General features: G+C 43.6%; 19 protein-coding genes and 2 pseudogenes. 17 read left to right on the top strand and 4 right to left on the bottom strand.

Annotation, left to right across the window (positions count from 1 at the left end):
- The first annotated feature begins 190 nt into the window (after nucleotides 1–190).
- The 6 genes from bioA to bioC are packed head-to-tail and all read left to right on the top strand — an operon-like array spanning nucleotide 191 to nucleotide 6,111.
- Entirely contained in the window at nucleotides 191–1,549 is a 1,359-nt protein-coding gene (gene bioA, locus ACR1R9_RS23495) for an adenosylmethionine--8-amino-7-oxononanoate transaminase (RefSeq protein WP_433922538.1), read from the top strand.
- Nucleotides 1,546–2,280, top strand: a complete 735-nt coding sequence (gene bioD, locus ACR1R9_RS23490) for a dethiobiotin synthase (protein ID WP_433922539.1) — start codon at nucleotides 1,546–1,548, stop codon at nucleotides 2,278–2,280. Before bioA ends, bioD begins: the two co-directional genes overlap by 4 nt.
- A 2-nt stretch (nucleotides 2,281–2,282) precedes the next feature.
- Complete coding sequence (gene bioB / locus ACR1R9_RS23485) at nucleotides 2,283–3,281, top strand: biotin synthase BioB (RefSeq protein ID WP_433922540.1); 999 nt, start codon at nucleotides 2,283–2,285, stop codon at nucleotides 3,279–3,281.
- Nucleotides 3,282–3,294: 13 nt separating this feature from the next.
- On the top strand, nucleotides 3,295–4,473 hold the full coding sequence (gene bioF, locus ACR1R9_RS23480) for an 8-amino-7-oxononanoate synthase (RefSeq protein WP_433922541.1): 1,179 nt from the start codon (nucleotides 3,295–3,297) through the stop codon (nucleotides 4,471–4,473).
- The gene (locus ACR1R9_RS23475) at nucleotides 4,470–5,267 is read left to right on the top strand and encodes an alpha/beta hydrolase (RefSeq protein ID WP_433922542.1); all 798 of its coding nucleotides are present in this window, start codon (nucleotides 4,470–4,472) and stop codon (nucleotides 5,265–5,267) included. Before bioF ends, ACR1R9_RS23475 begins: the two co-directional genes overlap by 4 nt.
- Nucleotides 5,248–6,111 carry a malonyl-ACP O-methyltransferase BioC gene (gene bioC / locus ACR1R9_RS23470; RefSeq protein WP_433922543.1) on the top strand — a complete coding sequence of 288 codons (864 nt, stop codon included), beginning with the start codon at nucleotides 5,248–5,250 and terminating at the stop codon, nucleotides 6,109–6,111. Before ACR1R9_RS23475 ends, bioC begins: the two co-directional genes overlap by 20 nt.
- Here bioC and ACR1R9_RS23465 read toward each other — a convergent pair.
- Entirely contained in the window at nucleotides 6,108–6,674 is a 567-nt protein-coding gene (locus ACR1R9_RS23465) for a TetR/AcrR family transcriptional regulator (RefSeq protein ID WP_433922544.1), read from the bottom strand. The two genes, bioC and ACR1R9_RS23465, sit on opposite strands and share 4 nt — an antisense overlap.
- Nucleotides 6,675–6,842: 168 nt before the next feature.
- On the opposite strand from ACR1R9_RS23465, the gene ACR1R9_RS23460 reads away from it, so the two are divergent.
- Nucleotides 6,843–7,769: a ketopantoate reductase family protein gene (locus tag ACR1R9_RS23460; RefSeq protein WP_310854859.1), complete on the top strand. Its 927-nt coding sequence runs from the start codon at nucleotides 6,843–6,845 to the stop codon at nucleotides 7,767–7,769.
- A gap of 75 nt (nucleotides 7,770–7,844) precedes the next feature.
- Nucleotides 7,845–8,261, top strand: a complete 417-nt coding sequence (locus tag ACR1R9_RS23455) for a DUF4395 domain-containing protein (RefSeq protein ID WP_076291615.1) — start codon at nucleotides 7,845–7,847, stop codon at nucleotides 8,259–8,261.
- Nucleotides 8,262–8,415: 154 nt separating this feature from the next.
- Here the strand turns inward: ACR1R9_RS23455 and ACR1R9_RS23450 are convergent.
- Nucleotides 8,416–8,526: pseudogene (locus tag ACR1R9_RS23450) on the bottom strand (NPP1 family protein); the annotation flags it as partial.
- Nucleotides 8,527–9,012: 486 nt separating this feature from the next.
- Between ACR1R9_RS23450 and ACR1R9_RS23445 the strand changes: the two are divergent.
- The 6 genes and pseudogenes from ACR1R9_RS23445 to ACR1R9_RS23420 all read left to right on the top strand — a co-directional run bounded on the left by ACR1R9_RS23445 (nucleotide 9,013) and on the right by ACR1R9_RS23420 (nucleotide 17,425).
- Entirely contained in the window at nucleotides 9,013–9,894 is an 882-nt protein-coding gene (locus ACR1R9_RS23445) for a diacylglycerol kinase (RefSeq protein WP_063568189.1), read from the top strand.
- Nucleotides 9,895–10,002: 108 nt separating this feature from the next.
- Nucleotides 10,003–11,643: a 23S rRNA (uracil(1939)-C(5))-methyltransferase RlmD gene (gene rlmD, locus ACR1R9_RS23440; protein ID WP_433922545.1), complete on the top strand. Its 1,641-nt coding sequence runs from the start codon at nucleotides 10,003–10,005 to the stop codon at nucleotides 11,641–11,643.
- 127 nt (nucleotides 11,644–11,770) lie between these two features.
- A pseudogene (locus ACR1R9_RS23435) lies at nucleotides 11,771–11,920 on the top strand (tRNA-dihydrouridine synthase); the annotation flags it as partial.
- Between the two features lie 219 nt (nucleotides 11,921–12,139).
- Entirely contained in the window at nucleotides 12,140–14,254 is a 2,115-nt protein-coding gene (locus ACR1R9_RS23430; protein WP_433922546.1) for an HsdM family class I SAM-dependent methyltransferase, read from the top strand.
- Complete coding sequence (locus ACR1R9_RS23425; RefSeq protein WP_433922547.1) at nucleotides 14,244–15,344, top strand: restriction endonuclease subunit S; 1,101 nt, start codon at nucleotides 14,244–14,246, stop codon at nucleotides 15,342–15,344. The genes ACR1R9_RS23430 and ACR1R9_RS23425 overlap by 11 nt, the downstream gene beginning before the upstream one ends.
- Nucleotides 15,345–15,670: 326 nt before the next feature.
- The gene (locus ACR1R9_RS23420) at nucleotides 15,671–17,425 is read left to right on the top strand and encodes a hypothetical protein (RefSeq protein WP_163977828.1); all 1,755 of its coding nucleotides are present in this window, start codon (nucleotides 15,671–15,673) and stop codon (nucleotides 17,423–17,425) included.
- A 434-nt stretch (nucleotides 17,426–17,859) separates the two neighbouring features.
- Here the strand turns inward: ACR1R9_RS23420 and ACR1R9_RS23415 are convergent, their stop codons facing one another.
- Nucleotides 17,860–19,518 carry a hypothetical protein gene (locus ACR1R9_RS23415; RefSeq protein ID WP_433922548.1) on the bottom strand — a complete coding sequence of 553 codons (1,659 nt, stop codon included), beginning with the start codon at nucleotides 19,516–19,518 and terminating at the stop codon, nucleotides 17,860–17,862.
- Nucleotides 19,519–19,676: 158 nt separating this feature from the next.
- The gene (locus tag ACR1R9_RS23410; RefSeq protein ID WP_433948875.1) at nucleotides 19,677–20,045 is read right to left on the bottom strand and encodes a hypothetical protein; all 369 of its coding nucleotides are present in this window, start codon (nucleotides 20,043–20,045) and stop codon (nucleotides 19,677–19,679) included.
- Between the two features lie 274 nt (nucleotides 20,046–20,319).
- Here ACR1R9_RS23410 and ACR1R9_RS23405 point away from each other — a divergent pair, with 274 nt between their 5' ends.
- The 3 genes from ACR1R9_RS23405 to ACR1R9_RS23395 are packed head-to-tail and all read left to right on the top strand — an operon-like array spanning nucleotide 20,320 to nucleotide 25,839.
- Nucleotides 20,320–21,753, top strand: coding sequence for a Wadjet anti-phage system protein JetA family protein (locus ACR1R9_RS23405; RefSeq protein WP_433923662.1), 1,434 nt, complete (start codon nucleotides 20,320–20,322; stop codon nucleotides 21,751–21,753).
- The gene (locus ACR1R9_RS23400) at nucleotides 21,750–22,358 is read left to right on the top strand and encodes a DUF4194 domain-containing protein (RefSeq protein ID WP_433922550.1); all 609 of its coding nucleotides are present in this window, start codon (nucleotides 21,750–21,752) and stop codon (nucleotides 22,356–22,358) included. Before ACR1R9_RS23405 ends, ACR1R9_RS23400 begins: the two co-directional genes overlap by 4 nt.
- Entirely contained in the window at nucleotides 22,327–25,839 is a 3,513-nt protein-coding gene (locus ACR1R9_RS23395) for an ATP-binding protein (protein ID WP_433922551.1), read from the top strand. The genes ACR1R9_RS23400 and ACR1R9_RS23395 overlap by 32 nt, the downstream gene beginning before the upstream one ends.
- Nucleotides 25,840–25,847 lie beyond the last annotated feature (8 nt).

Raw genomic sequence — 25,847 nt, 5'->3', positions numbered from 1 at the left:
AGGCAAAACCTTATACGAAGCGGAATTTCGGGTTCAATCCGCGGAGACAGAGTGGAGGGTGAGGGTTCTAACTCTGAAATGATTCTCTTTACAGGAAAGTTTTTGTCTGATAAGATGTCAACATTCAATTGTTAACCTTATAAAATATTTTGGTTAACAATTGAAATAATCTAACGGAAGGTGATATCTTGTGACACATTATGAACGGCTTGCAGCTATAAATAAGGCCCATTTATGGAACCCTTTTACGCAGATGAAAGATTACAATAACTCCGATCCTCTCATCATTGAACGAGGCGAAGGCGTCATGCTGTATGACGTCCATGGACGTGCTTATTATGATGGCTTCTCCTCGGTTTGGCTTAATGTTCACGGACATAACATACCCGAGCTGAACCAAGCCATAACGGATCAGTTGGAACGTGTTGCACATTCTACGTTACTCGGAATGGCTAATGTGCCAGCTATTGAACTTGCTGAGAAACTGGTAGAGATTTCCCCAGAGGGATTAAATAAAGTATTTTATTCTGATTCGGGAGCAACCGGTGTCGAGATCGCAGTGAAAATGGCGTTTCAATACTGGAAGAACCGAGGAGAAACCGGTAAAACGAAGTTTATCACGATGAATCAAGCCTATCACGGAGATACGATTGGTGCGGTAAGTGTCGGTGCAATTCCGTTGTACCATGATGTGTTCCGTCCGATGCTGTTTCCTACTCATGTCATTCCGTATCCTTACGTTTATCGACATGAGGATGGCGAGCGGGAAGCCATGGATGCTACGTTAACCGCATTACGCAATGTACTTGAAACGAGTGCAGATGAAATCGCGGCTATTATCGTGGAGCCGATTGTGCAAGGAGCTAGCGGCATCCTCATTATGCCAGACGGCTGTCTGCGCGAGATGGCAGCACTTTGCCGTACATATGATGTACTGTTCATAGCCGATGAGGTGGCGACAGGCTTCGGTAGAACAGGTGCTATGTTTGCTTGTGACCTCGAAGAAGTGTCACCTGATTTGATGGTGATAGGCAAAGGCCTTACAGGCGGCTACTTACCTGTGGCAGCGACACTGGCAACAGATGAGGTGTACAGCGCATTTTATGCCGATTATGAGGAGCAAAAGACATTTTTCCACGGTCATTCCTTCACAGGTAATCCGCTCGGCTGCGCTGTTGCTTTGGCTAACTTGAAACTATTTGAAGAGCGCAACCTGGTGGAAGGTGTAAGAGCAAAGGCGGCTTTTGTTGAGCAGAAGCTCTCCGTACTTAAAGATTCTCCACACGTCGGGGATATCAGGCAGAAGGGATTGATGTTAGGAATTGAGCTTGTACGGGATAAAGCAACTCGGGAACCGTACGATTGGGCTGAACGAATCGGCGTTCGGGTAACGGAGCGGGCCAGAGAGCTTGGCATGCTTACGAGACCCCTTGGCAATGTTGTTGTGTTCATTCCTCCTCTTGCTAGCACAGAGGCTGAGCTTGAAGCCATGATTGATATCTTGATGCAATCCATTTTTGACGTTACCGAAGGTGGTTTGGAATCATGAATGGTTTTCGCGGATTATTCGTAACAGGTACGGATACAGGGGTTGGGAAAACAATTGTTACAGGGGCTCTTGTTGCTGCGCTTCGTGCTGAAAAACGGAATATAGGCGTCTGGAAGCCTGTACAATCGGGTGCACTTCTTGGCAGTGGAGAAACCGATGCAGAACGCCTGTTGCAATACACCGGAATTGATGAGCGTGCCGAGCATGTGGCGCCATTTACGTTCCAAGCTCCACTGACCCCGATGATAGCTGCCAAGCAGGATGGGGTGGAAATTACGCTACAGGAAATAATCAGTGCGGGTCAGCCACTGGCAAATCGATACGAGTCGATACTCATTGAAGGGGCAGGCGGCGTCGCTGTTCCACTGACCGAAGACTCTCTTGTAGTAGATTTGATCTCGGAGCTTCGAACACCGGCCCTGATCGTTGCGCGAACAGGTCTAGGTACGATTAATCATACACTTCTTACAGTGTCATACCTGCAGCAGCATGGGATTAAGGTCGTAGGTTTTATTCTGAACGATGGTGAATCTGACGAGATTTATAACGACTCCAGCATCACAACTAACGCGGAGCTGATTGAACGTTATTGCGGCATACCCTTTCTTGGACGTTTTCCCCGCTTGATGGACGAAATGAATACGGAAATGTTGATCCAGGTCATTCGAGAGAAGATCCAGTTAACACCAATCAGACAGGCATTAACAGTTCAATCCATGGAGGAGGAATGAAGTTGAAAACAACGGTAACTAATCTAGAGTGGTCGTCGCTTGCGAAACGATCGTTGAATGGCGAATGTTTATCGATTGAAGAGGGACTTGCCGTGCTTGAAGCAAACGACGATGAGGTACTGCCGCTAATGCACGCGGCTTTCCAAGTGAGGCAATATTTTTACGGCAAAAAAGTGAAGCTGAATATGATCATCAACGCCAAAAGCGGCTTTTGTCCCGAAGACTGCGGCTATTGCTCACAATCCATCGTATCCACCGCGCCCATCCAAAAATACAGCTTGCTCGACAAAGAAACGTTGCTTGCAGGTGCACATGAAGCTATGGCGCGTAAAGCAGGAACCTATTGCATTGTAGCTTCAGGCAAAGGTCCCACGAATAAGGAGCTGGATCAAGTGGTAGAAGCGGTAAAAGAAATCCGTGAAACGATGCCACTTAAAATCTGTGCTTGTCTAGGAATCTTGAAGGACGGTCAAGCAGAACGTTTGGCTGAGGCAGGTGTGCACCGATACAATCACAACTTGAACACAAGCAAGGCCAATTATCCATCGATAACCACAACGCATACCTATGACCAGCGAATTGAAACCGTGGAAAAGGTAAAAGCATACGGCATGTCACCCTGTTCCGGTGTCATCATCGGTATGGGTGAAAGTAATCAGGAAATTGTTGAGATGGCTTTCGCACTCCGTAAGCTTGATGCAGATTCAATTCCAATTAATTTCCTGAATGCGATACCGGGGACCCCTCTGGAAGGAGCAGGACGCACACCGGCTATGAAGGCGCTCAAGGTACTAGCACTATTTCGGCTCATCTGTCCGTCTAAAGAGATTCGTGTTGCGGGTGGACGCGAGATCAACCTCCGTACATTGCAACCTTTGTCACTGTATGCTGCTAATTCACTCTTTGTAGGTGATTATTTAACGACAGCAGGTCAGGAAATATCGAATGATCATCAAATGATTGAAGATTTGGGTTTTGAGATTGAGTTAAATGCACTTTAAGGCGGTACGGACTATGAATTGGATGGAAAAAGAACTTGCGTTATTGGCTGATGCCTCCAATGAACGTTACTTGCGTGATAGTGCCGTGGTTCCAGATAGCCCTGGTTATACGTGGAGAGGAAACCGGGTGCTCCTCAACCTGGCCTCCAATGACTACCTGGGACTTGCTCGACATCCCGCTATCATCGATACAATTCGCGAGGCGCTTCTTACCGAAGGAGGAGGCTCGGGCGCATCTCGCCTTGTGACTGGGAATCGACCGCTTTATGGCCGTCTGGAAGAAGCGCTGGCCACTTGGCAGCATAGTGAAGCTGCGCTTGTTTTTGCAAATGGTTATATGGCTAATTCTGGTGTCATTCGCGCACTCGTGGGCCGGGATGATGTCGTTTTTAGTGATCAATTAAACCATGCCAGCATCGTAGACGGTATTGTGCTGAGCCGCGCGGAACATGCCCGGTATCGACATAATGATATGGAACATCTGAAGCTATTATTGAACAAACATCGGGATAAACGACGTAAGTTGATTGTCACGGATGCCGTCTTTTCAATGGATGGTGATCAAGCACACTTGGAAGAGCTCGTTGCGCTAAAACAAGAATACGGGGCAATGCTGATGGTGGATGAGGCGCACAGCGGGGGCATCTATGGGAAACGGGGTGAAGGACTTTGCTTTAAGCTTGGTCTGCATCATGATGTGGATGTGCATATGGGGACGTTTAGCAAATCATTCGGTTTATATGGAGCTTATGTCTGCGGCAGCAGAACATTAATCCGCTTTCTCGTTAACAAAGCAAGACCGCTCATCTATTCAACGGCATTGCCGCCTTCTCTCGTAGCTGGTATATCAACAGCGTTAACTTTGGTAAAAGCGGATCATTGGCGCCGCGAACGCCTCAACTCGGCAAGTCAATTATTTCGTTCTTCGCTTAGTGATGCCGGATTTAACGTTGGGACCGGGGACTCCCCTATTGTGCCGATCATTGTCGGTGATAACGAAAGGGCTCTTCGTTTCAGTGAGGCACTTGAAGCAGGCGGTATCGCTGGGATTGCCATCCGACCGCCTACCGTTCCTGATGGCACAGCGCGAATCCGCTTCTCCTTATCAGCCGACCATACTCCTAAGGAACTGAATGATGCCAGTGCACAAATCTGCAAAATCGGACTGCAGTTAGGAGTGCTGAGCTCATGAATGCCTCGGATAATAATTCACTGCAAATAGAGCGGGAGACAAACGGAACCGTATTATGGTTAACGGGATGGAGCATGCCTGATGCGGTGTTTGACCGTCTTCGCCTGTTATTGCCTGATTTTCGACATATTTCTGTAGATTATAGTGCTGCGGATTCTCCAGAGGAAATGCTGTGTTTAACTGAAACATCAGTTAGAGATATGTTATGCATTGAAGGAATAGCTTGCAGGGAGAGAGTTTCCCACGGTCCGCTTCTAATATCAGGTTGGTCGCTTGGAGGTTTACTGGCGCTCAGACTAGCGGCTAAAGGTTACGCCGATGGCCTTGTGCTGTTCGGTGCAACGGCTCGTTTTACCCGCTCAAAAGAAGAGTTTGACCGCGGCTTGGCAGATGCATACGTTAGGCAGATGATCAAAGGGATTTTAAAGGATCAACACGCAGTTGAAGCCAATTTTCGAAAGATTATGTTTACGGAGCAAGAATGGGAGGCGGGTCTTGCTGAACATCTACCTCCTATGGGGAGCTGGACAACTCAAGCGCTACTGGCAGGCCTTCAGCTTTTGAGAAGCGAGGAATGTTTGTCTCAATTGCCCAATATCAGTTGTCCGGTTCTTCTTATTCATGGGACTGAGGATAGGATATGTCCTTACGGTGCTGGCTTGGAACTTAGCACTCAAATACCTCAAGCCGAGTTAATTACATTAACAGGCTGCGGGCATGCACCCTTTTTGGGAAAGGAAGTACACATCGCTGATGAATGGAGGAGATGGTGGCATGACCATTGGAAGAAGTAGTGCTGTTCAACGCCAATTTAATCGTAGTGCCACTTCTTATGATGCACATGCTCATATTCAGCGTTCTATGGCTGAGCAGCTAGCAAGATCCCTCGCAGAATGGAAAAACAAAGGGGTCTTAAGTGATCCGAGCATTCTCGAAATCGGTTGTGGAACAGGGGCATTGACTCAAATCCTAGTAAATGAATGGCCTAGTGCAAATATTACTGCACTTGATATTGCAACCGAGATGATCGAAGTGGCTTCAAAACGGTTCCGATCAGTTGAGCATCCAGGTACTGCGAATTGTACAAAGGATCGTTTACGTTTTCTACAGGCAGATATCGAAATGTGGGCTGTAAATGCTCCGGAGTCCTCAGTAGATATCATCGTCTCTAACGCGTGTTTTCAATGGCTAAGTTCGCCACAGGAAACACTGGGTCACCTGCGGCGAATGCTGCGCCCGGGTGGCTTGCTCATATTTACGACCTTCGGGCCTGATACATTTCGTGAGATGCATGAGGCATTTGATGAAGTTTATCGAGCCAACGGGATGGAATCACAGCGGCATGGACTTTCGTTTCATTCACCTGTTCAATGGGAAATCATGCTTCAGGAATCCGGGTATTCTAGTTTCCTTTGTGAGCGTTCGATTTATATGGAAAAGTATGCTTCCGCAAGAGATTTTCTGTATACGGTTAAAGGAATGGGAGCCAGCACTACAGAAGCAGCAACGATTCCTGGGTACAGTTTACGACGTTTGTTCACCAACATGTATAAGGAGTATGAGGACAAGTTCAGCATAAAGGGAGGAGTCTCTGCGACATATGATCTCCTGTTCATTCAATCCGTAGCTCCTTATTAACCCTTTACCTGAGAAGGAAGAATCAGATGAAGCTCCAGCAAAGACATCAGTTCTTCAACAATCTTCTCGGCTGGATAAGGCATGGAATTCATGATCCACCATTCCAGCAGCCCAGCGGAGGCACAGGCCAGAAATTGTACTTTAATCTCCCGATTGATTCCCTTGTGAATGCCGCACGCATCAACTTGCTCTTCCACTCCCTGAATCAGGATGTTCATCAGCCGGTTTCGAAAGGCAGGAATGCCTTTTTGGGTTAATAGCGTGGTATAAACGGGAGCATGCTGCTCCAGGTAACGGAAGGTTGAGAGCAACGCGTCCTTGACGGTCATGGGCGTTGTAGGACTTTCCACCATGCAACTCTCCACCAGCTGCTGCAAATACGTCTCAATGCTTTGATCCAACAGATCGAACTTGTCCGTGTAGTGCAAATAGACGGTACCACGGTTCACATTGGCCCGATCAGCAATCTCATTAATCGTAATTTGCTCGAATTCCTGCTCTTCTAACAACCCGATAAAGGCATCGGTTATAGCTTTTCTTGTTTTGACAACTCGTCTGTCCATGGCTCCTCCTTTGATGTTTTCAACAATATGGATCCATTCGTTGATTATTCAACAATAACGGATATTTTAGCGATTGAAGCGTTGCAGATGCTTTGTTACTCTTATTTTATCAACAAATGTTGATAAAGCAACGAATATCCATAAAAATTTGAAATAGAGGGATAACTAATGAATATATTAGTGTATGGCGCAGGTGTTCTGGGCAGTCAGTTGGCGCAGGTTCTGGTACGTGGGGGAAATGACGTCACCATTCTGGCTAGAGGGAAGCGGGCAGAGGAACTGGAGAGAGATGGTATTGTCATTCGTCATGTGTTCCAGTTTAAAACGACCGTTGATCCGGTTCGGGTAACAAAAACACTGGAAGAGAATGATGAATATGATCTTATTTTCGTGGTTATGAAATATAACGATTTTCCATCGGTACTGCCTATTTTGGCGGCCAATCAGAGCAGGAATATGGTGATTGTCGGTAACAATGCAGATGCACGAAGCATGCAACTCTTTTTGGAGGAAAACAGCAAGGTGGAAAAGAAAGTCGCATTTGGTTTTCATATCAGCGGCGGGCGGCGGCAAGAAGACCGTATGTTATCCATTGGTGGAGCAAGCGGGCAAATGGTGATTGGTGGGCTGGACGGTGAGATTGCCTTTAAATCTAGACTGGATCAAGCGTTTGAGAAGACGAAATACAAGTTGAATTATCTGGATGATATCGATGCCTGGCTGAAAAGCCATATTGTGCCCATTCTGATGCTTAATGCGGTGAGCTTTAATGAGAAGCATGAGATGATCAAGCTGGACGGGAACAGGAAGCAACTCCAGCATATGATTGGGGCGATGGATGAGGGCTTTAGCGTGCTTGAGGCTATGGGTATAACGATTATACCGAAGATTCAGGCCAAACTGATTCGCAAACATCAACGGATGTTTTACCTTCTACTGAAGATGTATAGTATGCTTCCGATCTATAAACTGGTTGCGGGTTCCTTTGGGGAGATTGAGGCGTTAGATAATGCATTTACTGATTGGAAAAAGGCTACCCGCACGCCCACTCCTCATTGGGATGTGCTCAAAAAAGAATATTCTAATCTCAAATGAGATGACTATTGCTCAAAGTCCCGATCCCGACTACAATTAAACCAACTAATAAAATAGGGATAAGGAGATATGCAGATGCGGGAAGTGCCTATGCGCTATGTCAAAGCGAACCAGATTGGGATTGTGCTATTTGTTGTCCTGTCATTTCTGTTCAACCAGCCGTTAATTCTGGGAGCATTATGGATCATCCAAGTCATTGGTTTGGCATCCGGAGGCAAGCTTAATCTGTTTGTGCAGATTGGGAAGGCTGTGTTAACGGGAAAAGGGACAGAGACACAGGCAGTGGAACTGCAACGCTTCAACAATGTTCTGGCCGTATTATTTCTCACGCTGGCACTTGTCTCATTCGGCCTTGGTTGGCAGGTAGCAGGTTATATTTTCTCGTCGATGCTTCTCCTCGCTGCAAGTGCCGCATTGCTCGGTTACTGTGTAGGCTGCACCGTATATTTTTGGTATAAACAACTCCGAGCTGGCAGAAAGATTGGTTTTTAAACTATATGTGATTGCAAAACAATCCCCTCCAAGTTCTGTGTCTACTTGAAGGGGATTTTACTTTTTTTATCTAAACCAGGCCTTGTTTAAATTGTTTGTAAAATTGCTGTCGTTCAACGAAACATTGGACCTGCCAAAATCGGTCTTATTCAGTGCCGAGACCGGAGGAAGGGGAGTCTTTCGGGAAGTACCATGCGTACATAATAGCCCATACGCCATTGTGCCATGCCGAACGCGAGTACACTTGGCCTCTGCTTGAGCTGCAGTCCTCATGATTTGAGAGGGTATTAGACTATTTCCGGCCCAAGCGGGCAGAATGGTGATGGATGGTTATAAATGACAGGAAATCCATAGGATTAGATTCAAGAGGAGTGCTAGAGGTTTATTTTGTAAAGGATAGACAAGTTCGGAAGTGAACAGAGAGCATGCTCGTCATTGCTGGAGTGGGATAGTTCTTTAGGTTTTATCGTTATTATTATCCAGATGTAAAATTTCGTTATAATCGATATGAAAATAATTACTTATGTATCACAGGCTAGGACATCTTTACATTTGATGATATGATAGTACATAAAGGCTTTGGAATGAGACGGAATTCCTTATGCATATATATAAGTAGAGAAAAGTGTTGGGACAGGATTAACGGACGTGAGTCATTGTGTAAAATGATGCCCGACTACGGTCACTCTCAGATAGTAAGAATATGAGGTCGTTCAGACTCATGGATAATGTGGAATAGGTGGCGTATGAGATGAAAAAAGCTCGCTTGATATATAATCCGACCTCAGGCCGGGAAGAAATGAAGAAACGTCTGGCAGATATTTTGCAGCGTTTGGATCAAGGTGGTATCGAAGCCTCGTGTCACGCAACAACGGGTGAGGGAGATGCAACCCGAGAAGCGGAGCTGGCGATTGAACGGGGATATGACATGATTATTGCCGCTGGTGGCGACGGTACATTGTATGAAGTCATCAACGGCATGGCCGAGCGGGAGAATCGTCCTCCGCTTGGTGTATTCCCTCTGGGAACAACCAATGATTTTGCGCGTGCGCTCGGTATTCCAAGACAGTGGGAAGATTACGTCGATCTGGTCATTAACCAGCAGCTTCGTCCGCTCGATCTGGGCAAGGCAAATGATAAATATTTTATTAATATTGCAGGCGGGGGTTCGTTAACCGAGCTGACGTATGAGGTGCCAAGCCGTCTGAAAACGATGATTGGGCAACTGGCCTACTATATGAAGGGTATTGAGAAAATGGCGAGCCTATCTCCGCAGGAGTTGGTTATCCGTGCTGCGGGTCAGGAAGAAATTCATGATGAATTCATGCTGTTCCTCATTGCCAATACAAACTCTGTCGGGGGCTTCGAGAAGTTGGCTCCAGGTGCCACCATTGATGATGGTCTGTTCGATGTGATCGGTGTGCGCAAATGTAATCTGGCTGATATGATTCGCCTCGTAACCCTTGCGCTGCGTGGTGAACATCTAAATGATAAGAAAGTCGTTCATTTCCAAACGGATTATATGGAAGTAACGTCGCCGGGCTATGTACAGTTGAATTTGGATGGCGAGTTAGGCGGCACATTGCCTGCGACATTCAAGAACCTGCGTCATCACCTGATGTTGTATCGTTAAGCGTAGTATGGATCGGGGAGAAAATGTGATTTCCTGTTGCCGTGGGCAGTGGGATCACGTATAATCTCATGGTGCCTGAAAATGAATGGAATCTCCCTTGCACAAGGGATGAACATATATGAAGAAAGAAGTGAATGTACGTTGTCTAATACGAACCGCAGCGGTCGTGGAAAAAACCGCCGGAATTCGGCTGCCTCTCAGGGGCAAGGGAATGCGTCAGCCTCCCGCCAGCCGAGCAAATCATCTCGTCCATCTACACGTCAGCAAGGGAAAGAGGTGCGGCCACAAGGCGCATCTCTTTCTGCCGTTCGTCCGAAGGGACGGGAACGTGAATCTGCACCAATCGAAGGACTTCCTGTAAGCAAAAATGAAGAGACCGTCATCGATATCATCGGCATGAACCATGACGGTGAAGGTGTCGGCCGTGCCAATGGATACACGCTGTTCGTGCAAGGTGCGCTTCCGGGCGAAACTGTACGCGTAAGAGTGATGAAAACCAAGAAGCAGTACGGCTACGCCAAACTGCTGGAGATCGTGAAGGCCAGTCCGGATCGTGTATCCGCACCTTGCCCGATCTACGATCAATGCGGCGGATGCCAGATCCAGCATATGAGCTACGCCGGACAGCTTGCGTGGAAACGCCAGCTGGTGGTGGATAATTTGCAGCGGATTGGTAAGCTGAATGTGTTGGTGGAGGATGCGGAAGGTGCCGAGCAACAGGGCATTCGTGTGCTGCCTACCATGGGTATGGACGAGCCATGGCGTTATCGCAACAAGGCACAGGTGCCTATCGGTGCAGCCGAGGGTGGTCTGGTAGGTGGTTTTTACGCTAAAGGAAGTCACCGGATCATCGATATGGAGAGCTGCCTGATTCAGCATGAGCATAACGATGAAGTGGTCGCCAAGGTCAAGGAACTAGGCAGCCATCTCGGTATTAGTGCGTACAACGAAGAGACAGGCCGCGGCCTACTGCGCCACGTGGTCGTGAAGAAGGCTTTCCGTACTGGTGAGATGATGCTTGTTCTCGTCACCAATGGCCGCGACATCCCACACAAGGATGCATGGATCGGTAGTATCCGTGAAGCGATCCCGCATGTGGCGAGCATTTGCCAGAACGTTAACAAAAAGCAGACCAATGTTATATTTGGCGATGAAACCCGCGTCCTGTGGGGCCGTGATGTGATCTACGATTATATCGGGGATGTGCAGTTTGCCATCTCGGCACGTTCGTTCTATCAGGTGAATCCGGTGCAGACAGAAGTGCTGTACGGGAAGACGGTAGAGTACGCCGAGCTGAGCGGAAAAGAAACAGTCATTGATGCTTATTGCGGCATCGGAACAATCTCTCTTTTCCTCGCACAGCATGCGGATCAGGTGTACGGGGTGGAGATCGTGCCCGAAGCAATTGAGGACGCACGCAGCAATGCCATGTTGAACGCGATGAAGAACGTGAAGTTCGAAGTCGGTGCATCCGAGAATGTTATTCCACGCTGGAAAGAACAAGGTATCGAAGCCGACGTCATCGTTGTTGATCCGCCGCGTAAAGGTTGCGATCCACGTTTGCTGGATACAATTCTGGAGATGAAACCGGAGCGCGTGGTGTATGTGAGCTGTAATCCGAGCACTTTGGCACGTGATCTGCGTGTGCTGGAGGATGGTGGGTATCGCACGGTTGAGGTGACGCCGGTGGACATGTTTCCGCATACCGTGCATGTGGAGTGCTGTGCGTTGATAGTTTGGAAGGACTAATAGTTGAGGTGTACTGGCGTATACGGCAACGAAGCGGGATAGGTCCCGCTTTTTTTTATTTTTAATTCAGGGTTTTATAGAAAGCGTCCTTTGATTTGCCCCCAAAGAGTGCTTAGTGGAAAAGCTAATGCATGTGCACCCATATTCAGCACTGGAACCGCGTTCGTTCAAAAAGCTTCCTTGCTTCTTTAAAATATATGTCTGTGGATTTCGAGGGGCAAGTGAGTTAAGAAATAGCTTAATGAACACAAAGTCAACAAGTGAAATGCGTGCGTAGCTCAATGCATTTGGAAGCAAAGATCATGATGGGGCGGAGGAAAGTGGAGATTAAGTTGCCAAGTAGGAGAAATAACGGACCATTGAGGTAAAGACTGGACAGACAATAGACTTTCCTAAGAATTTATCATGGAAACATACCTATAACTTTGATAGGATATAATTACAATTGAGGTTTTTAAAAATGGGTTTAAATGGAACAATAGAAGGGGTTACACATATGTCAGAGCAAACAATTCAAGATGAATTATATTCGATACCTATTCAAATATTAGATAAATATACATGTCTAAGCTTAGGAGCGACAACTGTTAATGATTTAATTAAAAGTGGGAAGCTGAAAAATTTAAAAGTTAAAAAGAATTTCGGAAAAAAACCCGATGTATTAATCGTCAATAAAAATAAAGAAGTAGTTGTTTTTATGGAGTTTAAAAGGCCAGAAGAATTTGATTCAGAAGCAAAAATTCAAAAGGCAATTAAACAAGAAATTCATATTGCAAAAGAAGTAAATGCCAAGATATATATAGTTTCGGATGGTGACACGTTTATTTGGATAAATCCAAAGACCCAAAACAGAATAATGGATGAGAACGGGAAAGAAGTAAGGCTTCATATTAAGCCTAAGAATGAGTCGAAAAAATTAGCGGAATTCATTGAAAAAGTGGTTTTTTCAATAGATGAAAATAATGATAGAATCCTTAAAATAGAAGACTTAGATCCATCAGATTTAGCAAAAAAAATAGCAGGAATATTAAAGAAAATGACGTTTGCGTCTTCTAAAATGTCTTTATATACCTTCGTAGAACTATTTTTGTTTAAATACTTATCAGATATAAGTGTTTTACAAAATTCGAACTCATTTGAAGAAATTTATAAATTATATTCGGATGATTCAAAAACAGATGCTGATGTTTTAGGAGCTTATCTAGATGGACCAAGAAATACAATGAAATTATTATTTCCTGAAGGGCCAGATAAAACAACCATTGTTAATGGGCAGGTATTCCATGCTAAGAAAGACTTAACAGGTCATTATATTAGCGAAGATAGCACTGATGAAGTGTTCAAAAATGTAATGATTGAATTTTATAATTATGACAAGAAAAATGGTAAATTTATAAACATAAGTAAAGACTTTAAATCTAAACTTTTTGAAACTTTTATGAAAAATAGCGATGATAAAACAGATATGGGACAATTTTTCACTCCATTAAAAATTGTTAAAGAAATGGTCAATATGGTTGAAATTAGACCAAATATGAAGATTTGTGATCCTGCTTGTGGGGTAGGTAAATTTTTACTTGAAGCTATTTCTGATAGAAGTGATTTATTTCAGATGAATGGGAAAGTATTAACAAAAAATATTGAACTTTATGGATTTGAGAAAATGATGTCAGGAAAAGATGATATTACCACTATATTAGCTAAAGCTAATATGTTGATATATTTTTCAAAACTATTTAGAGAAAGTAATGATGTTAAATCAGTTCAGTATTTAGCAGAAGAATTATTGAATAATACATTTTATTCAAGTAAAACAATGTTAGGTACTTTAGGTGAACTAGAAGAAAATAAATATGATTTGATACTTGCGAACCCTCCATATTTACCCGATGCTTCAATGACCAAAGCTGCTAAAAATACTGGTAACTATACTTTTAATGCCCAAGGGGTAGAGGGATTGTTTTTAGAGTGGATTATAAAATCACTGAATTTCGGTGGAACAGCTAATATTGTTTTACCTGATGGAATCTTTTCGAATATAAAGAACAAAAAGCTTAAGCAATCAATTTTGAATAGTTGCTTTATTGAAAGTATAATTTCGCTGCCAATACGTTCATTCTTCAATACACCTAAAAAAACTTATATCCTTACTTTGAGAAAGAAAACCCAAGTTGAATTAGAAAGTGAAGTGAAACAATATTCCCCTGTATTTGTTTATTTGTGCAAATCTGTTGGCGAAATGCTTAACGCTAATCGTTTTGATATTGATGATAATGATTTACATGAAGCAGTAATTAAATTTAATTCATTTAAAAATTTAAAGGATAAACAGGTTATTGAAGAACCATTTAAATCTTGGTTTGAAAATGATAAACAAATGAAATTGTTAAATATTGATATCTTTAATGTAAATAATAGTTGGATTGCAGAAAACTTTTGGTCTGAAGAAGAAAAAATAGAAATAGGAATCAAGGAAGCTAAGGAGTTATCAACAGTCGAAGATTTTATTGTTTTAATGAATGAAACTATTAAATTAATAAACGAGACTATTACAGTTTTTGGAGGAACCCCTGAATATATGAAGAATGGGGAGTCAAAGGATGAAATTTAAAGAAGTTAAGATTATAGATATATTTGATGATTGTCCTTCGGATAAAACTTTGACTAGGGAAAAGATACAAAATTTGAAGGGCGATTATCCTGTATATACAGCAACAATTGGTAAGCCGTTTGGAATGGTGAAATTTTATAATAATACAAAACCGGCTTTATTGGTTGTTAATGATGGAGCGGCGGGATATACCTATATTGTAGAAGATGAATATTACACTTTAGGAAAACATGTAACTGGATTAACCTTGAAAGAAGAGTATAAAGATTGCATCCTATTAAAGTATGTTCAAATTGTCGCACAACCTATATTGATACTTAAGAATAAAAGTGAAGGTAGGGGTAACTTACCCAAACAAGATCTTATGAATGTTAAAATACCAATTCCAGTTGATGTAAATGGAAATTTTAATTTATTAGAACAAAGTAAGCTTGCGGATAAACATCAAAGAATTGAAAATCAAAAGAAAAAACTTATTGAAAAGAAACAGGAAATAGAAAATATAAAATTAGCTTTTTCACACGAAGTAGCGACTATTGATGTAAAGTTTAATGATTTATTTATATTAAAACGAGGGAATGTAATATCTAAAGAAATGATTCATAATAATGCAGGGATATACCCAGTATATTCTACTCAAATAGATGGAGTATTAGGTTATTTAAACAGTTTTATATATGATGGAGAATACTTATTATGGAATACAGACGGATTAGCCGGATATATAAAACACGTAAAAGGAAAATTTTCTTTTACCAACATAGTAGGGATTATGATATTCCATAAAGATGTAGATTCATCGAATCTAGATTTACGGTATATTAAGAATTATTTAGAACCGCTCTTTAGATCAAATGTAAAAGGGAGAATGGGTGATAAAGGGAAAAATGAATATACCAAATTTAATAGTACAATGATAAAAGAATTAGATTTTACAATTCCTATACCAGTTAAAGCGAATGGAATATATGATTTAGAAGTACAAAAACAACTTGCAGATAAAATAGAGTTAGTTGAAAAGCAGAAGAAAACACTGATTGATAAAATTGATGTTTTGATTAACACTGAAATTATTATTGGTAACCAATAAAGTCAATGGTTAGTTAATATAAAAATATAAAGTTATAAGGAGATTCTACTACATCGGATTATTTCGGGCCATCTTCAGTACTTGTTCACTGTTGGTCAGGAAAGGCTAATAGTTGAGGTCTATTGGCGTATACCTTGCTAATTTTGGTTTTATTTGGTATGGTGAAGATAGCGGTGCCCCACATGGACTATTTGAGAAATGTGGCATATAAGAAATTGATACTTATGTGCAGGCGAAATGACAGGAATTTTGACGTTGTCTTTTTATGGCAAGGTCTTTTTTGTTTAGCCAGGTGCTGACTTTATTTCATGGAGGTATGCAAGGAAATGAATAAAGTAGTCCCGCAATTTGAGAACGTAGCTATGAATCGTCAGGAACGAAGAAAGAGACGGAAGTTGATAATTGCAGCACTTGGTTTGACGAAAGCTGGAAAAACGTCGTTTATTACATCGTTAGTAAAAAAACTTGAAAAGATTATTACACTGTTTCTGGGGGACAAGAATAGGACAAAAGTTACTGTAGATTATCATTTGATCTCCTCCTTAACCTCAGAAGAGCAAGATTTAATGATTGAAGATATTCAATTTCGAATCTCTGCTATAGCAAAATCAAGTGATTTTTCAAGTTTTGAACAATTTAATGATGAGGTTCAGAAAAATCCAATATATAAAATACTGAACTTGCAGGCCATTAATGAAAATGAAAACTTTGAAGTAAGGCTACGAGAAATGTTAGACAGTTTTCAAGAGAGCATAACTCCAAAGGATTTAGCAAAAATATTAAATACTGAAGGCATTGATGAATATATAAAAAAGATTACTGTTTTAGTTGAGGCGGCTGAAAATCTGGCTAATGTCCTTGACGAGCTAGAGATTGACTTATACATGAGAGATACTAGAGGTCTTATGGATTTAGCGCTTAAAAAGCAAGAAGATGGAACCAAGATTACTAACATTAGATCGTTAAGTGATTTAGGGCTTGATGGATTAAGTGGAGTATTATTTTTTTGTAGTCGTGACGGTTATACCAATAATATTCTTCAAATTTATGAAGATACGCTTAAGAATGTTTTTAAGTCAGTCCCCATTTTTCTTATTAGAAGAAGTGAAGTTCTTCCTCTAGCTTGTAAGGTCCAAGGTACACCTACCAATGTCGAAGAAACGGTAGAGCTTATTCAAACAATTCAAAATGGTGAAAACAATTTATTTCCAAACTATGAATTGGATAACTTTCAGACAACTTTGAAGTTATTGCATGATTTAAATATTACTTATTTGAAGCAGAATCAATATATGTTCAAGGACTCGTATTTTGATCAGAAAAGAATGGAGTTTTTAGTGCCTGATTCAGCTTCTTTAACTTCGGCTAGTACAGTCAATGATACTGTATTTGATATATCTTCCGAAGATTACAATTTGTATAAATTGTTTAGTATGGCGTGCATGAGTCAGGTATTGGAGATGATTACTGAACTCCATAAGTTTATGGATCGAGTAGTTAGTGATGGTATTACTAAATATATACAGTCTAATAAACAATATATAATAAATTTGATCACTCAAGATTTAGGGAAATATGATTTAGATGGTGTAGATACTGGAATTGTAAGACCACAGTTAAAGGCGTATACTAGCAAAAATTTATGTGATTTAATAGTTGACTCAAACTATGAAGTTCTGGGACCAAGAGGCGGAATCACAACTCCTAGAAATGGTGTTTTGCGTTATGCGCCTACTGCTGTTCTAGCTGTATCATCAAAAAGAGCAATTGACCACCTCATTGAAAAAGTATCTGAGATAAACAACATTACATCATCGTTAAACAATATATCATTAGATAAGCAACTTAGTCTGATTAAAAAGGCTTTGAATTTTATATTATATCGAAATTTCGTTGACATTTATGCAACAGTGCAGAACTATGTAATTGTGCCAAGAGGCTCTGCAAAGAAAGCGATATACAGTACAAGAGAGCTAGGAGTGCCTACAAGTATACCTTTGGAGACCGCGGTATCGTTTATACTCGATGAGTTCTGCAATATCCTTGAAAGCTCCGATGTAAGAAGACTGTTTACGAATTAGGTGACATTTTCTAACCGATCTTAGAAGAGTGAAATTCTAAGAGAAATAAAGATAAATCCAAGTTAAAAGAAACCACTCGGCAGAACACTTCAGTGACGTCGTTTGGTTTCTTTTAACTTTATGGAGTGTTCTAAAGCTCATCCTCCCAACGTATGTTATCGAAAAAACGTTGTAGTTCCTTTGCCAAGCTGTATATTATGAATGAATGTGATCCTTACAGCCTGCAGGACATTTTGGGAAATACCTCACAGGACATGGTCAAGAAATACGTGGATTTATGGCGGCCGGAGATGCGATCTAAGCGTGCGAAATCCTCACCTATGAGGAGATTTTATAAGGAGAAGTTATTGGATTGAAAAAGGGATGTTGCTTAGAGGAGGTGAAATTGTACATTTCTCTGGGAAAAGCAAGCAGGCACTTGCTTTTCCCGTTCATTACCACCATCTACGCTCAAGCTTCTTTTGGTCAGCGTTCTTTTGGTGATCGCGTTTCCCGAAAAACTCGTCTTCCCGGGCAATCGTTGGGTCATACCAGTCTGCCTTGGCTTTTGCCCAATCTATCCAATCTTTTGTCTTGGGATCAAGGTTTTCAGATGCCTCAACTGCCGCAATGTAGCGTCTTATTTTGCAGGCGACATCGTAGTCCTCCGATAAATTTGCCAGTATAAGTGTTTGGTCAACCTCTTCATTTACACGTTGACGGCGTTCCTCTCTTCGACGTTCCTCTTCCTGACGCTTACGTTCGGCTTCCTCTCGAGCCTCGCGCTCTTGCCTGAGTATATCGGAAGCCTCATACAACGAAATCATGAGATCACCAAGACGATCTTCAATGACGTATGATTTACAATCTCGGAAGCTTTTTGAGTTATTAACCGAAACGGTTATTCGGCCATTGTACACATAGTCATACTTTTTGATTTTTGGTTTTGACGCCCAGGAATTGCGGCGCTTATCTTCTTCATACTTTAGTAGTTGTATATTTTCTTCTTTCGTAGGAATATGCTGGATTTCGTCCTTTGCTTCTGTTACCGAGACAGAGACGGTTTCACCGTTGACAACAAATTTTAAATCGCTAGTTAGGGAGCATTCGAGCGGCTTCATGGCTTTGATTAGCGCATCAAAGAGATGCAACACCCTAGGCAAGGATTCTTCAGAAACCGTGTCGGCAAGAAACAGAGGAGTATCCATAGCTCTTCTATTATAACCTTTGCTTTCTTGCTCCCTATGTTTTCTCTTCCAATCAATGACTGATTTTCGGTGGGCTACAATTGTCGGATGCATTTTGGCGTTCTCATCGGGCAGTCTGATTTGCGTTGCAATAGAAAGAACAACACTTCTATCTTCTTCATTTAAAAAGCTGAGAGTCTCTTTCTCAAGTGGTGGACTGTAATCTGCTCCGGTTCGTACCCCTGATTTTTTAGTAGGCTTGTTGGTTATAGGTAACGGAGTACGGGGCACTGGCTTGCCTGCTCGAAGCTTGGCCCAATACCCAACTGGAGGCGTGGGGATATCCAACGACTGGCATACCTTGCGGATTGCGACATCCGAGACAGCATACCGTTTAGCTATTTCGGTTACGGGAGCCAACCATATTTCATTGTATAGAAGCTCTCTGTCATAAATATTGAAGGTTTGTCCGGATTGCTCATACGTTTCTGGTAGGTCAATTGTTTGAGCGACCTCGCTGGCATCATCCTTAATTGTTGTAGAAGGGAAGGGAGCCTGCTCTTCCACTGGTAATGTAGGAGCTTCGAGTGCTGTTGATGCTTCTGCGATGCCTGCTTCCAACTCGTCTTTGCTGTAGCTTTCAATCGTTAAGCTTTGCCGCTTCTTTTTAGAAGTAGAAGGTCGGGAGTTGGATAACAAAATGATTTCGTCTGCCGGCTCCGGTAATTCAAGCTTGGTTACAGGCTTGTTAAAATTGAGCTTCGTCCAGTATCCAGACGGAGGAATCGGAATGCCCGCGTCTTTAATCTGTTTCATAAGGTGGGTATAAGGGAGGTTGTATTTTTTGGCCACTCCGGCGACCGATATTTCCCAGATTTCATCGTATAATTGCTTTCGAGTCATTTCAATATTCGAATACTCGGGCAAAGCGCTTCCCTCCTCTCCTTCACTTGACGAGCTTACTTCAATTATGGGAACAACTGCAGGTTCAATTCTAGTTGGTTGCTCTTCTTGTGCGACTTGTTGAACTGCTTCTTTATCATCATGAAAGTCAATTGCAGTATGTTTACCCTGCAGTGCATGATTTACCCGCGGTGCAAGGATTGCGTCGAATTGTTTGATCCCTCCAATCCCTCGTTTTCGCTTAATAGAAAAACCAGGTCCCGTTTCATTTCTTCGAATTGATTAATAATCGTATTCAAGTTTTTTTCAATATTCTCCACCTGAATTGCATTGATCTTGCCGTGATTATAGGCAATAAGCCGTTCCGGTACGATGGTATAAGACCAACTCTCCCTATATTGATCTTCATTACGAATTGCAAAACCAATGGGCAACAAGTCATTTCTCATGCCGGGTGTCAGCATGTTTGGGGATATACCCAGGTAATCTGCTGCAATTTTAATGGTAATTTTGGACATGCCTCTGATCTCTTCATCCGAATACTTAGCCATACGTTTCACCTCCTTTAGCAGGGCGTTTTTCTCCCAGATTTAATATCATTATTTTCACCTTTATCATACTACATAGTAGTGTGCCGGGTAGTTGTTTTTGAGGATTTGATTATACGTAACCTCTACCCTGAGGCAACAATAGATTAAAGGATATGATGCCATTACTGTCGAAATTTATAAAAATGCGTCGATGACTGGAGATGGCATAAGGCAGTATATTAACAAGCCTATCGGCGCAAGGAATTCTATACTAACGAGGGAATGTGTGACGAGTATGAAGTTGTTCGACATTATTCCGGATCGACTGTTTACGCTGCTTGTGGGCTCTAATAAGCAAATCTATGCTGAGGCTCTGTTGCTGCTGTACGATCAGGCGCAGACAGAGCGCTTCGGCATTCGTTTTAACGTCATGCGGGATTTGCTGCAGGAGATGCTGGATACCCGGCGCGAATTGGGTGAGGATATTGCTGTATTGGATACGGAAGACGAGGAGAGCGAGCGCAGTGACGATTTGAGACAGATTAACATGGAAGACCTGACGAGGGCTCAAGCGAATACAATGTTGCGGCGACTGGAAGAGCGAAAGTGGATCGATGTGGAGACGCGAGCTCAATTCGAGCGGTTCATTGTATTGCCCCACTATGCCAGTCGGCTGATTGGTGTGTTAAAAGAGTTGTGCGATGCGAGGACGGTTGAGTACCAGCGATTCGCATTTTTGGTCTATCAATCGCTGACCGGAGAAGGAGCCCGGCTGCAGCCTTGTTCGGCCGTTATGAGTGCGGCGGAAGTAAGTGGACAGTTTCGACAGGAGCTTGTGGCGCTTTACAACAATATGAAGCACTTGATGGAACAGGTTGTTCAGAAGACGTCAATACAAGATGTACTGGATCATCATTTTGACCATTATAAAACGCAAATTATTGACAAGAGTTATCATCGGCTGAAGACGTCCGATCATGTTGCCCGTTATCGAATGCAAATTCTAAATACGGTACAGCAATGGCTGCTAGATCGACAGCAATTGGAAGAGGCTGCACTCGATGGGGTGAAGAGTGGATTGTACACTTCGGTAGACGAGGCTGGGCAGGCTGTGAAGCAGGCACTCTTTTTCATTGATGAAACGTTCAACGGGCTGGATGAGTTGTTTTACCAAATTGATGTGCGGCACAATCAATACTTGCGTTCCTCTTATGATCGTGCTCGCTATTTGAGTCAGCAGAATGAAGGCATAGATCAGCAGCTTGCACGTTTAATTGAACGGCTGAGCAAAGACTTGTCAATGGATGGTACAGAGTCGTTGTTTGCGCTGCGCCAGACCCGAGCTCTTTCTGAACAATCCTTATTGCCGCCGCGGCGTAAGCGGGCGCCTCATCAACCTGATGTGCATGTAGCTGTGGAGATGCCTGATCATCTACTGGAGGAATTGCGAACCAAAAACCTAGAACGAATGCGCAAGGCGATTACCCGAAAGAAGGTCGATGATTATGTAACGAATCGTTTGGGTGAACGGGCAGAGATGGAGATGGCCGAACTCGCACCCGAGAATGCGGAGCAGTTCATTATGCTGGGCTATATTTATTTGTATGGATCAGACGGGGGCTCGAACTTCCTGGTTCGGCGAAGTGATGGCCGTAATATTCTAACGATTGGCGGTTATCGCTTCGATAACCATACAATTGTCAAGAAGAAAGGGGGCCCGAAAAGATGATGTTTGACGAATTGAGTGAATCTGAGCAAGCCAAGGTTCGTCATGTATTGAATCGGTTATTCGAGGTCAATCTGCTGGTTAGAGACAGGGATCGTGAAGCTTATGCCATCATACGGCGTCATAGTCAGGCACTTGAAGCCTACTTTCAATTTCTCGGTTGGGAACTAACAGTTGATGAACGTCATGAATGCGTCTTTCTCCACCTTCCGGATGGAAGGCTCCGCAGGCGTATGGATAGGGAACAGACCCTTTGGCTACTTGTGCTGCGTCTTCTGTATGAGGAGAAGCGACAAGGCTTGTCGTTAGCTGATTATCCGATGGTGACGTTGCATGAAATTCGTAGTAAGTTTGAGACGTTTCGGATTGAATGGGTGGGACGAACAGCGCTGGACAAGCTTATTCGGTTGTGTGCACAGTTTCAGTTGCTCGAAGCGATGGATGAGGATCATCGAGCGGACGATGCCCGGTTCAAACTGTACCATACTTGGATGTATGTTGTTCAGGCTGACGAAATCGCTCAACTTACGGAAAGACTGGAACGCTACGATGCCGCAGAGGAAGGAGGATTGCTGGATGAAATGGATGACACGGCTCCGGTTGATTAACTGGCACTACTTCAAGGATGTAACTATGGAATTTGGCCGACAGACATTAATTACAGGACAAAATGCCGCCGGTAAATCGACGATTATCGACGCCCTTCAGGTGCTGTTTGTAGTTGATCAGCGACTTATCCGCTTCAACGCTGCGGCTCACGATGAGGCGAAGCGCAGTTTTGAGAATTACCTAATGGGTAAGATTGGCAGCGATGAGCGTTCGTACGTTCGGGACGGGGATTTTACGACCTACATTATTGCTGAGTTCCTAGACGAGGACAAGAAGGAATCGTTTGTTATTGGTGCAGCTATTGACGTGTACCGCGACCGTTCGTATGAGGAAGAGTATTTTATATTGGCTGCATGCAAGTTGGATCAGCTTGACTTTATTAATTCGCAAGGGCAGTTGCTGAATCGGGAAGCGTTTAAACGACGATATGGAGCCGGTGTTGGGACTGGACTTGGAGAAGGAGATCTGCAGCTTGGTGTGAGGCAGGGATCAAAGAGGCGGGCTCTATTTGAACGTAATAAGTCTAACTATCAGAAGGCATTGTTGGCAAGATTGGGTCAACTGCAGGATCGATTTTTCCATATATTCACCAAAGCATTGTCTTTTAAGCCGATCCGCAATATACGGACGTTTGTTTACGACTACATCCTGGACAAGCGTGAGTTGCAGTTGGATTTGATGAAGCAGAATTTCGAGATTCATGAGCGCTACAGGCAGGAGCTTGAACTGCTGCAGAAGCGAAAATTGCAGTTGCAGGGCATTCGAGATGGCTATCAGGAGTATGCCCGGCTTAAAGAAACAATTAAAGAGCAGGACTATGTTATTCGAAAATTAAAAGTGTTGTATGAAACAGAGAATCTCGAGCAACAGGAGCGTTTCAAGCAGCAAGCAGAGGAAAATTTGGCTCGCCTACTGGAAAGTACTGGATTGGCAGAGTTTAAGTTGAATGAGGCGCGTGAGCAGTCGCAGCTCGCTTACCAGCGCTGGCAGAATCATGCAGCTGAAAGACGAAAAAAGGAACTGGAGGCGGAGATTCGAGAGCTTGAGACGAAACGAGTGGAACTGGAGAAATTATTGTCTATTTACTGCACTAGGCTTGATCGGGAGAGACAATTGCTGGAGAACTTCTCCACCTGGACGGACGGAGAATATTGGTCGTGGGAAACAGGAGAGCGTGAGAAGATTGGACAATATACGGAGCATCTTGCGGGATTGCTGGCGATTGTAGACAAAGGCAAGGCAGAAGAATTGGATGAAGAAATATGGGCGGCGAGGCTAGCTACAATTGCTGAAGCCCGGTCTGGTTGGTATGACCGGCTCTTGATTGGCGAAGCTCGTTTACTGGAAACACTGAATGCAGCGGAGGAGCAGGCTACTGAACTGGAGAACATTATCCGTGATCTAGAGCAGAAGAGGCGCAGCTATGCGGAGCCGGTCAGACAGTTAAAGGCATTGTTGGAGGACAGGTTAAGGGGACGTTCTGCGGTCTGGATTTTTTGTGAGGAAGCGGAGCTTGTTGACGAAGGCTGGCGGGATGCACTGGAAGGTTATCTGAATACGCAACGATTTGATCTATTGGTGGAACCGGAATGCTTCGCGGAGGCTCTAGGCATCTATGAACGAGAGAAATGGACGCGAAAGCTCGAAGGCGTGGGCCTTGTCGATACTGAAAAAGAAAGAAAATATCTAGGGACGGCGGAGCCGGGTTCGCTGGCGCATGAGCTTGTTGCTGAGCATCCTGTCGTTCGGGCTCGTGCCGAGCACCTGCTAGGCAGAGTGATGAAAGCTAAGGACGAGCAGGAGTTGCGACGGCATCGTACAGCCATTACGCGTAGTTGTATGGTATACAATAATCTTGTGGCCAGACAAATTCCGAAAAAGTACTATGAAATCCCTTATATTGGAACCAAGGCAATCGCACGCCAATTGGAGATTCGCAAGTTGGAGCTTCAAGAGATTAGGGAAACAGTTACAAGGCTAAGGGAGTTGGGGGCTAGCTTCCGTGAGTGGCTGGATCGATTCCGGGACAAGGATGCCGTGTATAATGCTTTATCGTCTCACCTCACATTGCCGCGAGAACTGGAAACTTGCAGGTTTCGTCAGGAACAAGTGCAACTAGAATGGGAAGGACTCAACCTGGCGGAAGCTGAACGCCTTAAGGCTGACTACGAGCATTGGCGCGAGGCGGAGAAGCATTGGAAGGAGAAATGGGGAGGTCTCTTGCAGGATAAAGGCACGATTGAAGCCGAGTGTAAGCAGCTTGCGGGAGCTTTGTTCGTTCAACAGAATAGAGTGCGAGACACTGAAGTTATCCTTGAGCAATGGGTGGGTGAGTATGGGGCTGAGAGTGAGCAGCGAGCCAAGCAACGTTATGAGGAAGCGGAGCGATCAACAACAGCCAGTACGTTTCAAAAGTTGCAAAACTGGGAACGTAGCTCCAAGGGACTACAGACCAAGCGTGATGACCAATTCAATGATGTAGCCAAACTAAGGCAAAAATACAATGTTGATAATACTTTCAATGGTGATGCGAACGATTCCGAGAATGATGCCTATGATCGTTTGCTCGATACAATTGAACATCTTAACATCCCAGAATATCAGCAAAAGGTTGCAGAGGCGCTTGCTGAGTCCGAGGAGGAGTTTAAGTCTCACTTTGTATTTAAGCTGCGGGAAGCAATTGAGATGGCGCGGCGTGAATTCCAACAATTGAACTATGCGCTGCGGAACTTCCCCTTTTCTGACGACAAGTATCACTTCGAGGTTTCGCCGAGCGAACGGTACAAGAAATTTTATGAGGCAGTGATGGACCCACTTTTGATGGAGAAGGGATCTCTGTTTGACCTGCCAGAAAATGATCGAACTGCAGTGCTACATGAATTGTTCGAAATGCTGGTGCGTGGAGAGGCCGGGCAGATGGAAGAGTATGCCGATTACCGGCAATACCTGGACTTTGACATCATTGTTTCGTCGAGCAGTGGGGGGCGTTACCGATTCTCGCAGGTACTTAAAGAGAAATCCGGCGGCGAGACACAGACTCCTTTTTATATTGCGATCCTAGCTTCGTTTCATCATTTATATTCAAACAAAAGCTCTCGTCTGGTTGTCTTCGATGAAGCGTTCAACAAAATGGACGAACAGCGTATTCAATCCAGTTTGCGGCTAATTAAGCAAATGGGACTGCAATTGGTAGCCGCTGTTCCAGACGAGAAAATGCAGCATATGGCACCTGAAGTGACGACTACGCTGTTTGTCAGCAAGCATGACTACCAATGCTTTGTTGATATGATTGACCGCTGGGTTCCAGATGAAGCGGAGACGAGTCCTGCATTTCACAATATTGAAACAATCGAAAAGTCGATTGACTTAACGGATGATAAAATTCCCAATACGGACTCATCCTCGTCAAAGTTAGGTGAAAGTATAGAGAGTCCTCCGTTTGAAAGTGAACGCCACGGAAGGCAAGGCACCTTATTTTGAATTGGTAG

It is taken from the genome of Paenibacillus taichungensis, assembly GCF_050994985.1.
GTDB classification, from domain to species: domain Bacteria; phylum Bacillota; class Bacilli; order Paenibacillales; family Paenibacillaceae; genus Paenibacillus; species Paenibacillus taichungensis.
Note: the sequence above shows the minus strand (reverse complement) of the source record. Positions and strands in the feature narration are given on the sequence as shown.

Bases quoted from the DNA above. Each gene is read 5' to 3' on its own strand.
- bioD (WP_433922539.1), top strand. From the start codon at position 1,546: ATGAATGGTTTTCGCGGATTATTCGTAACAGGTACGGATACAGGGGTT.
- bioF (WP_433922541.1), top strand. From the start codon at position 3,295: ATGAATTGGATGGAAAAAGAACTTGCGTTATTGGCTGATGCCTCCAAT.
- ACR1R9_RS23475 (WP_433922542.1), top strand. From the start codon at position 4,470: ATGAATGCCTCGGATAATAATTCACTGCAAATAGAGCGGGAGACAAAC.
- bioC (WP_433922543.1), top strand. From the start codon at position 5,248: ATGACCATTGGAAGAAGTAGTGCTGTTCAACGCCAATTTAATCGTAGT.
- ACR1R9_RS23465 (WP_433922544.1), bottom strand. From the start codon at position 6,674: ATGGACAGACGAGTTGTCAAAACAAGAAAAGCTATAACCGATGCCTTT.
- ACR1R9_RS23460 (WP_310854859.1), top strand. From the start codon at position 6,843: ATGAATATATTAGTGTATGGCGCAGGTGTTCTGGGCAGTCAGTTGGCG.
- ACR1R9_RS23455 (WP_076291615.1), top strand. From the start codon at position 7,845: ATGCGGGAAGTGCCTATGCGCTATGTCAAAGCGAACCAGATTGGGATT.
- ACR1R9_RS23445 (WP_063568189.1), top strand. From the start codon at position 9,013: ATGAAAAAAGCTCGCTTGATATATAATCCGACCTCAGGCCGGGAAGAA.
- rlmD (WP_433922545.1), top strand. From the start codon at position 10,003: ATGAACATATATGAAGAAAGAAGTGAATGTACGTTGTCTAATACGAAC.
- ACR1R9_RS23430 (WP_433922546.1), top strand. From the start codon at position 12,140: ATGTCAGAGCAAACAATTCAAGATGAATTATATTCGATACCTATTCAA.
- ACR1R9_RS23425 (WP_433922547.1), top strand. From the start codon at position 14,244: ATGAAATTTAAAGAAGTTAAGATTATAGATATATTTGATGATTGTCCT.
- ACR1R9_RS23420 (WP_163977828.1), top strand. From the start codon at position 15,671: ATGAATAAAGTAGTCCCGCAATTTGAGAACGTAGCTATGAATCGTCAG.
- ACR1R9_RS23410 (WP_433948875.1), bottom strand. From the start codon at position 20,045: ATGGCTAAGTATTCGGATGAAGAGATCAGAGGCATGTCCAAAATTACC.
- ACR1R9_RS23405 (WP_433923662.1), top strand. From the start codon at position 20,320: ATGAAGTTGTTCGACATTATTCCGGATCGACTGTTTACGCTGCTTGTG.
- ACR1R9_RS23400 (WP_433922550.1), top strand. From the start codon at position 21,750: ATGATGTTTGACGAATTGAGTGAATCTGAGCAAGCCAAGGTTCGTCAT.
- ACR1R9_RS23395 (WP_433922551.1), top strand. From the start codon at position 22,327: ATGAAATGGATGACACGGCTCCGGTTGATTAACTGGCACTACTTCAAG.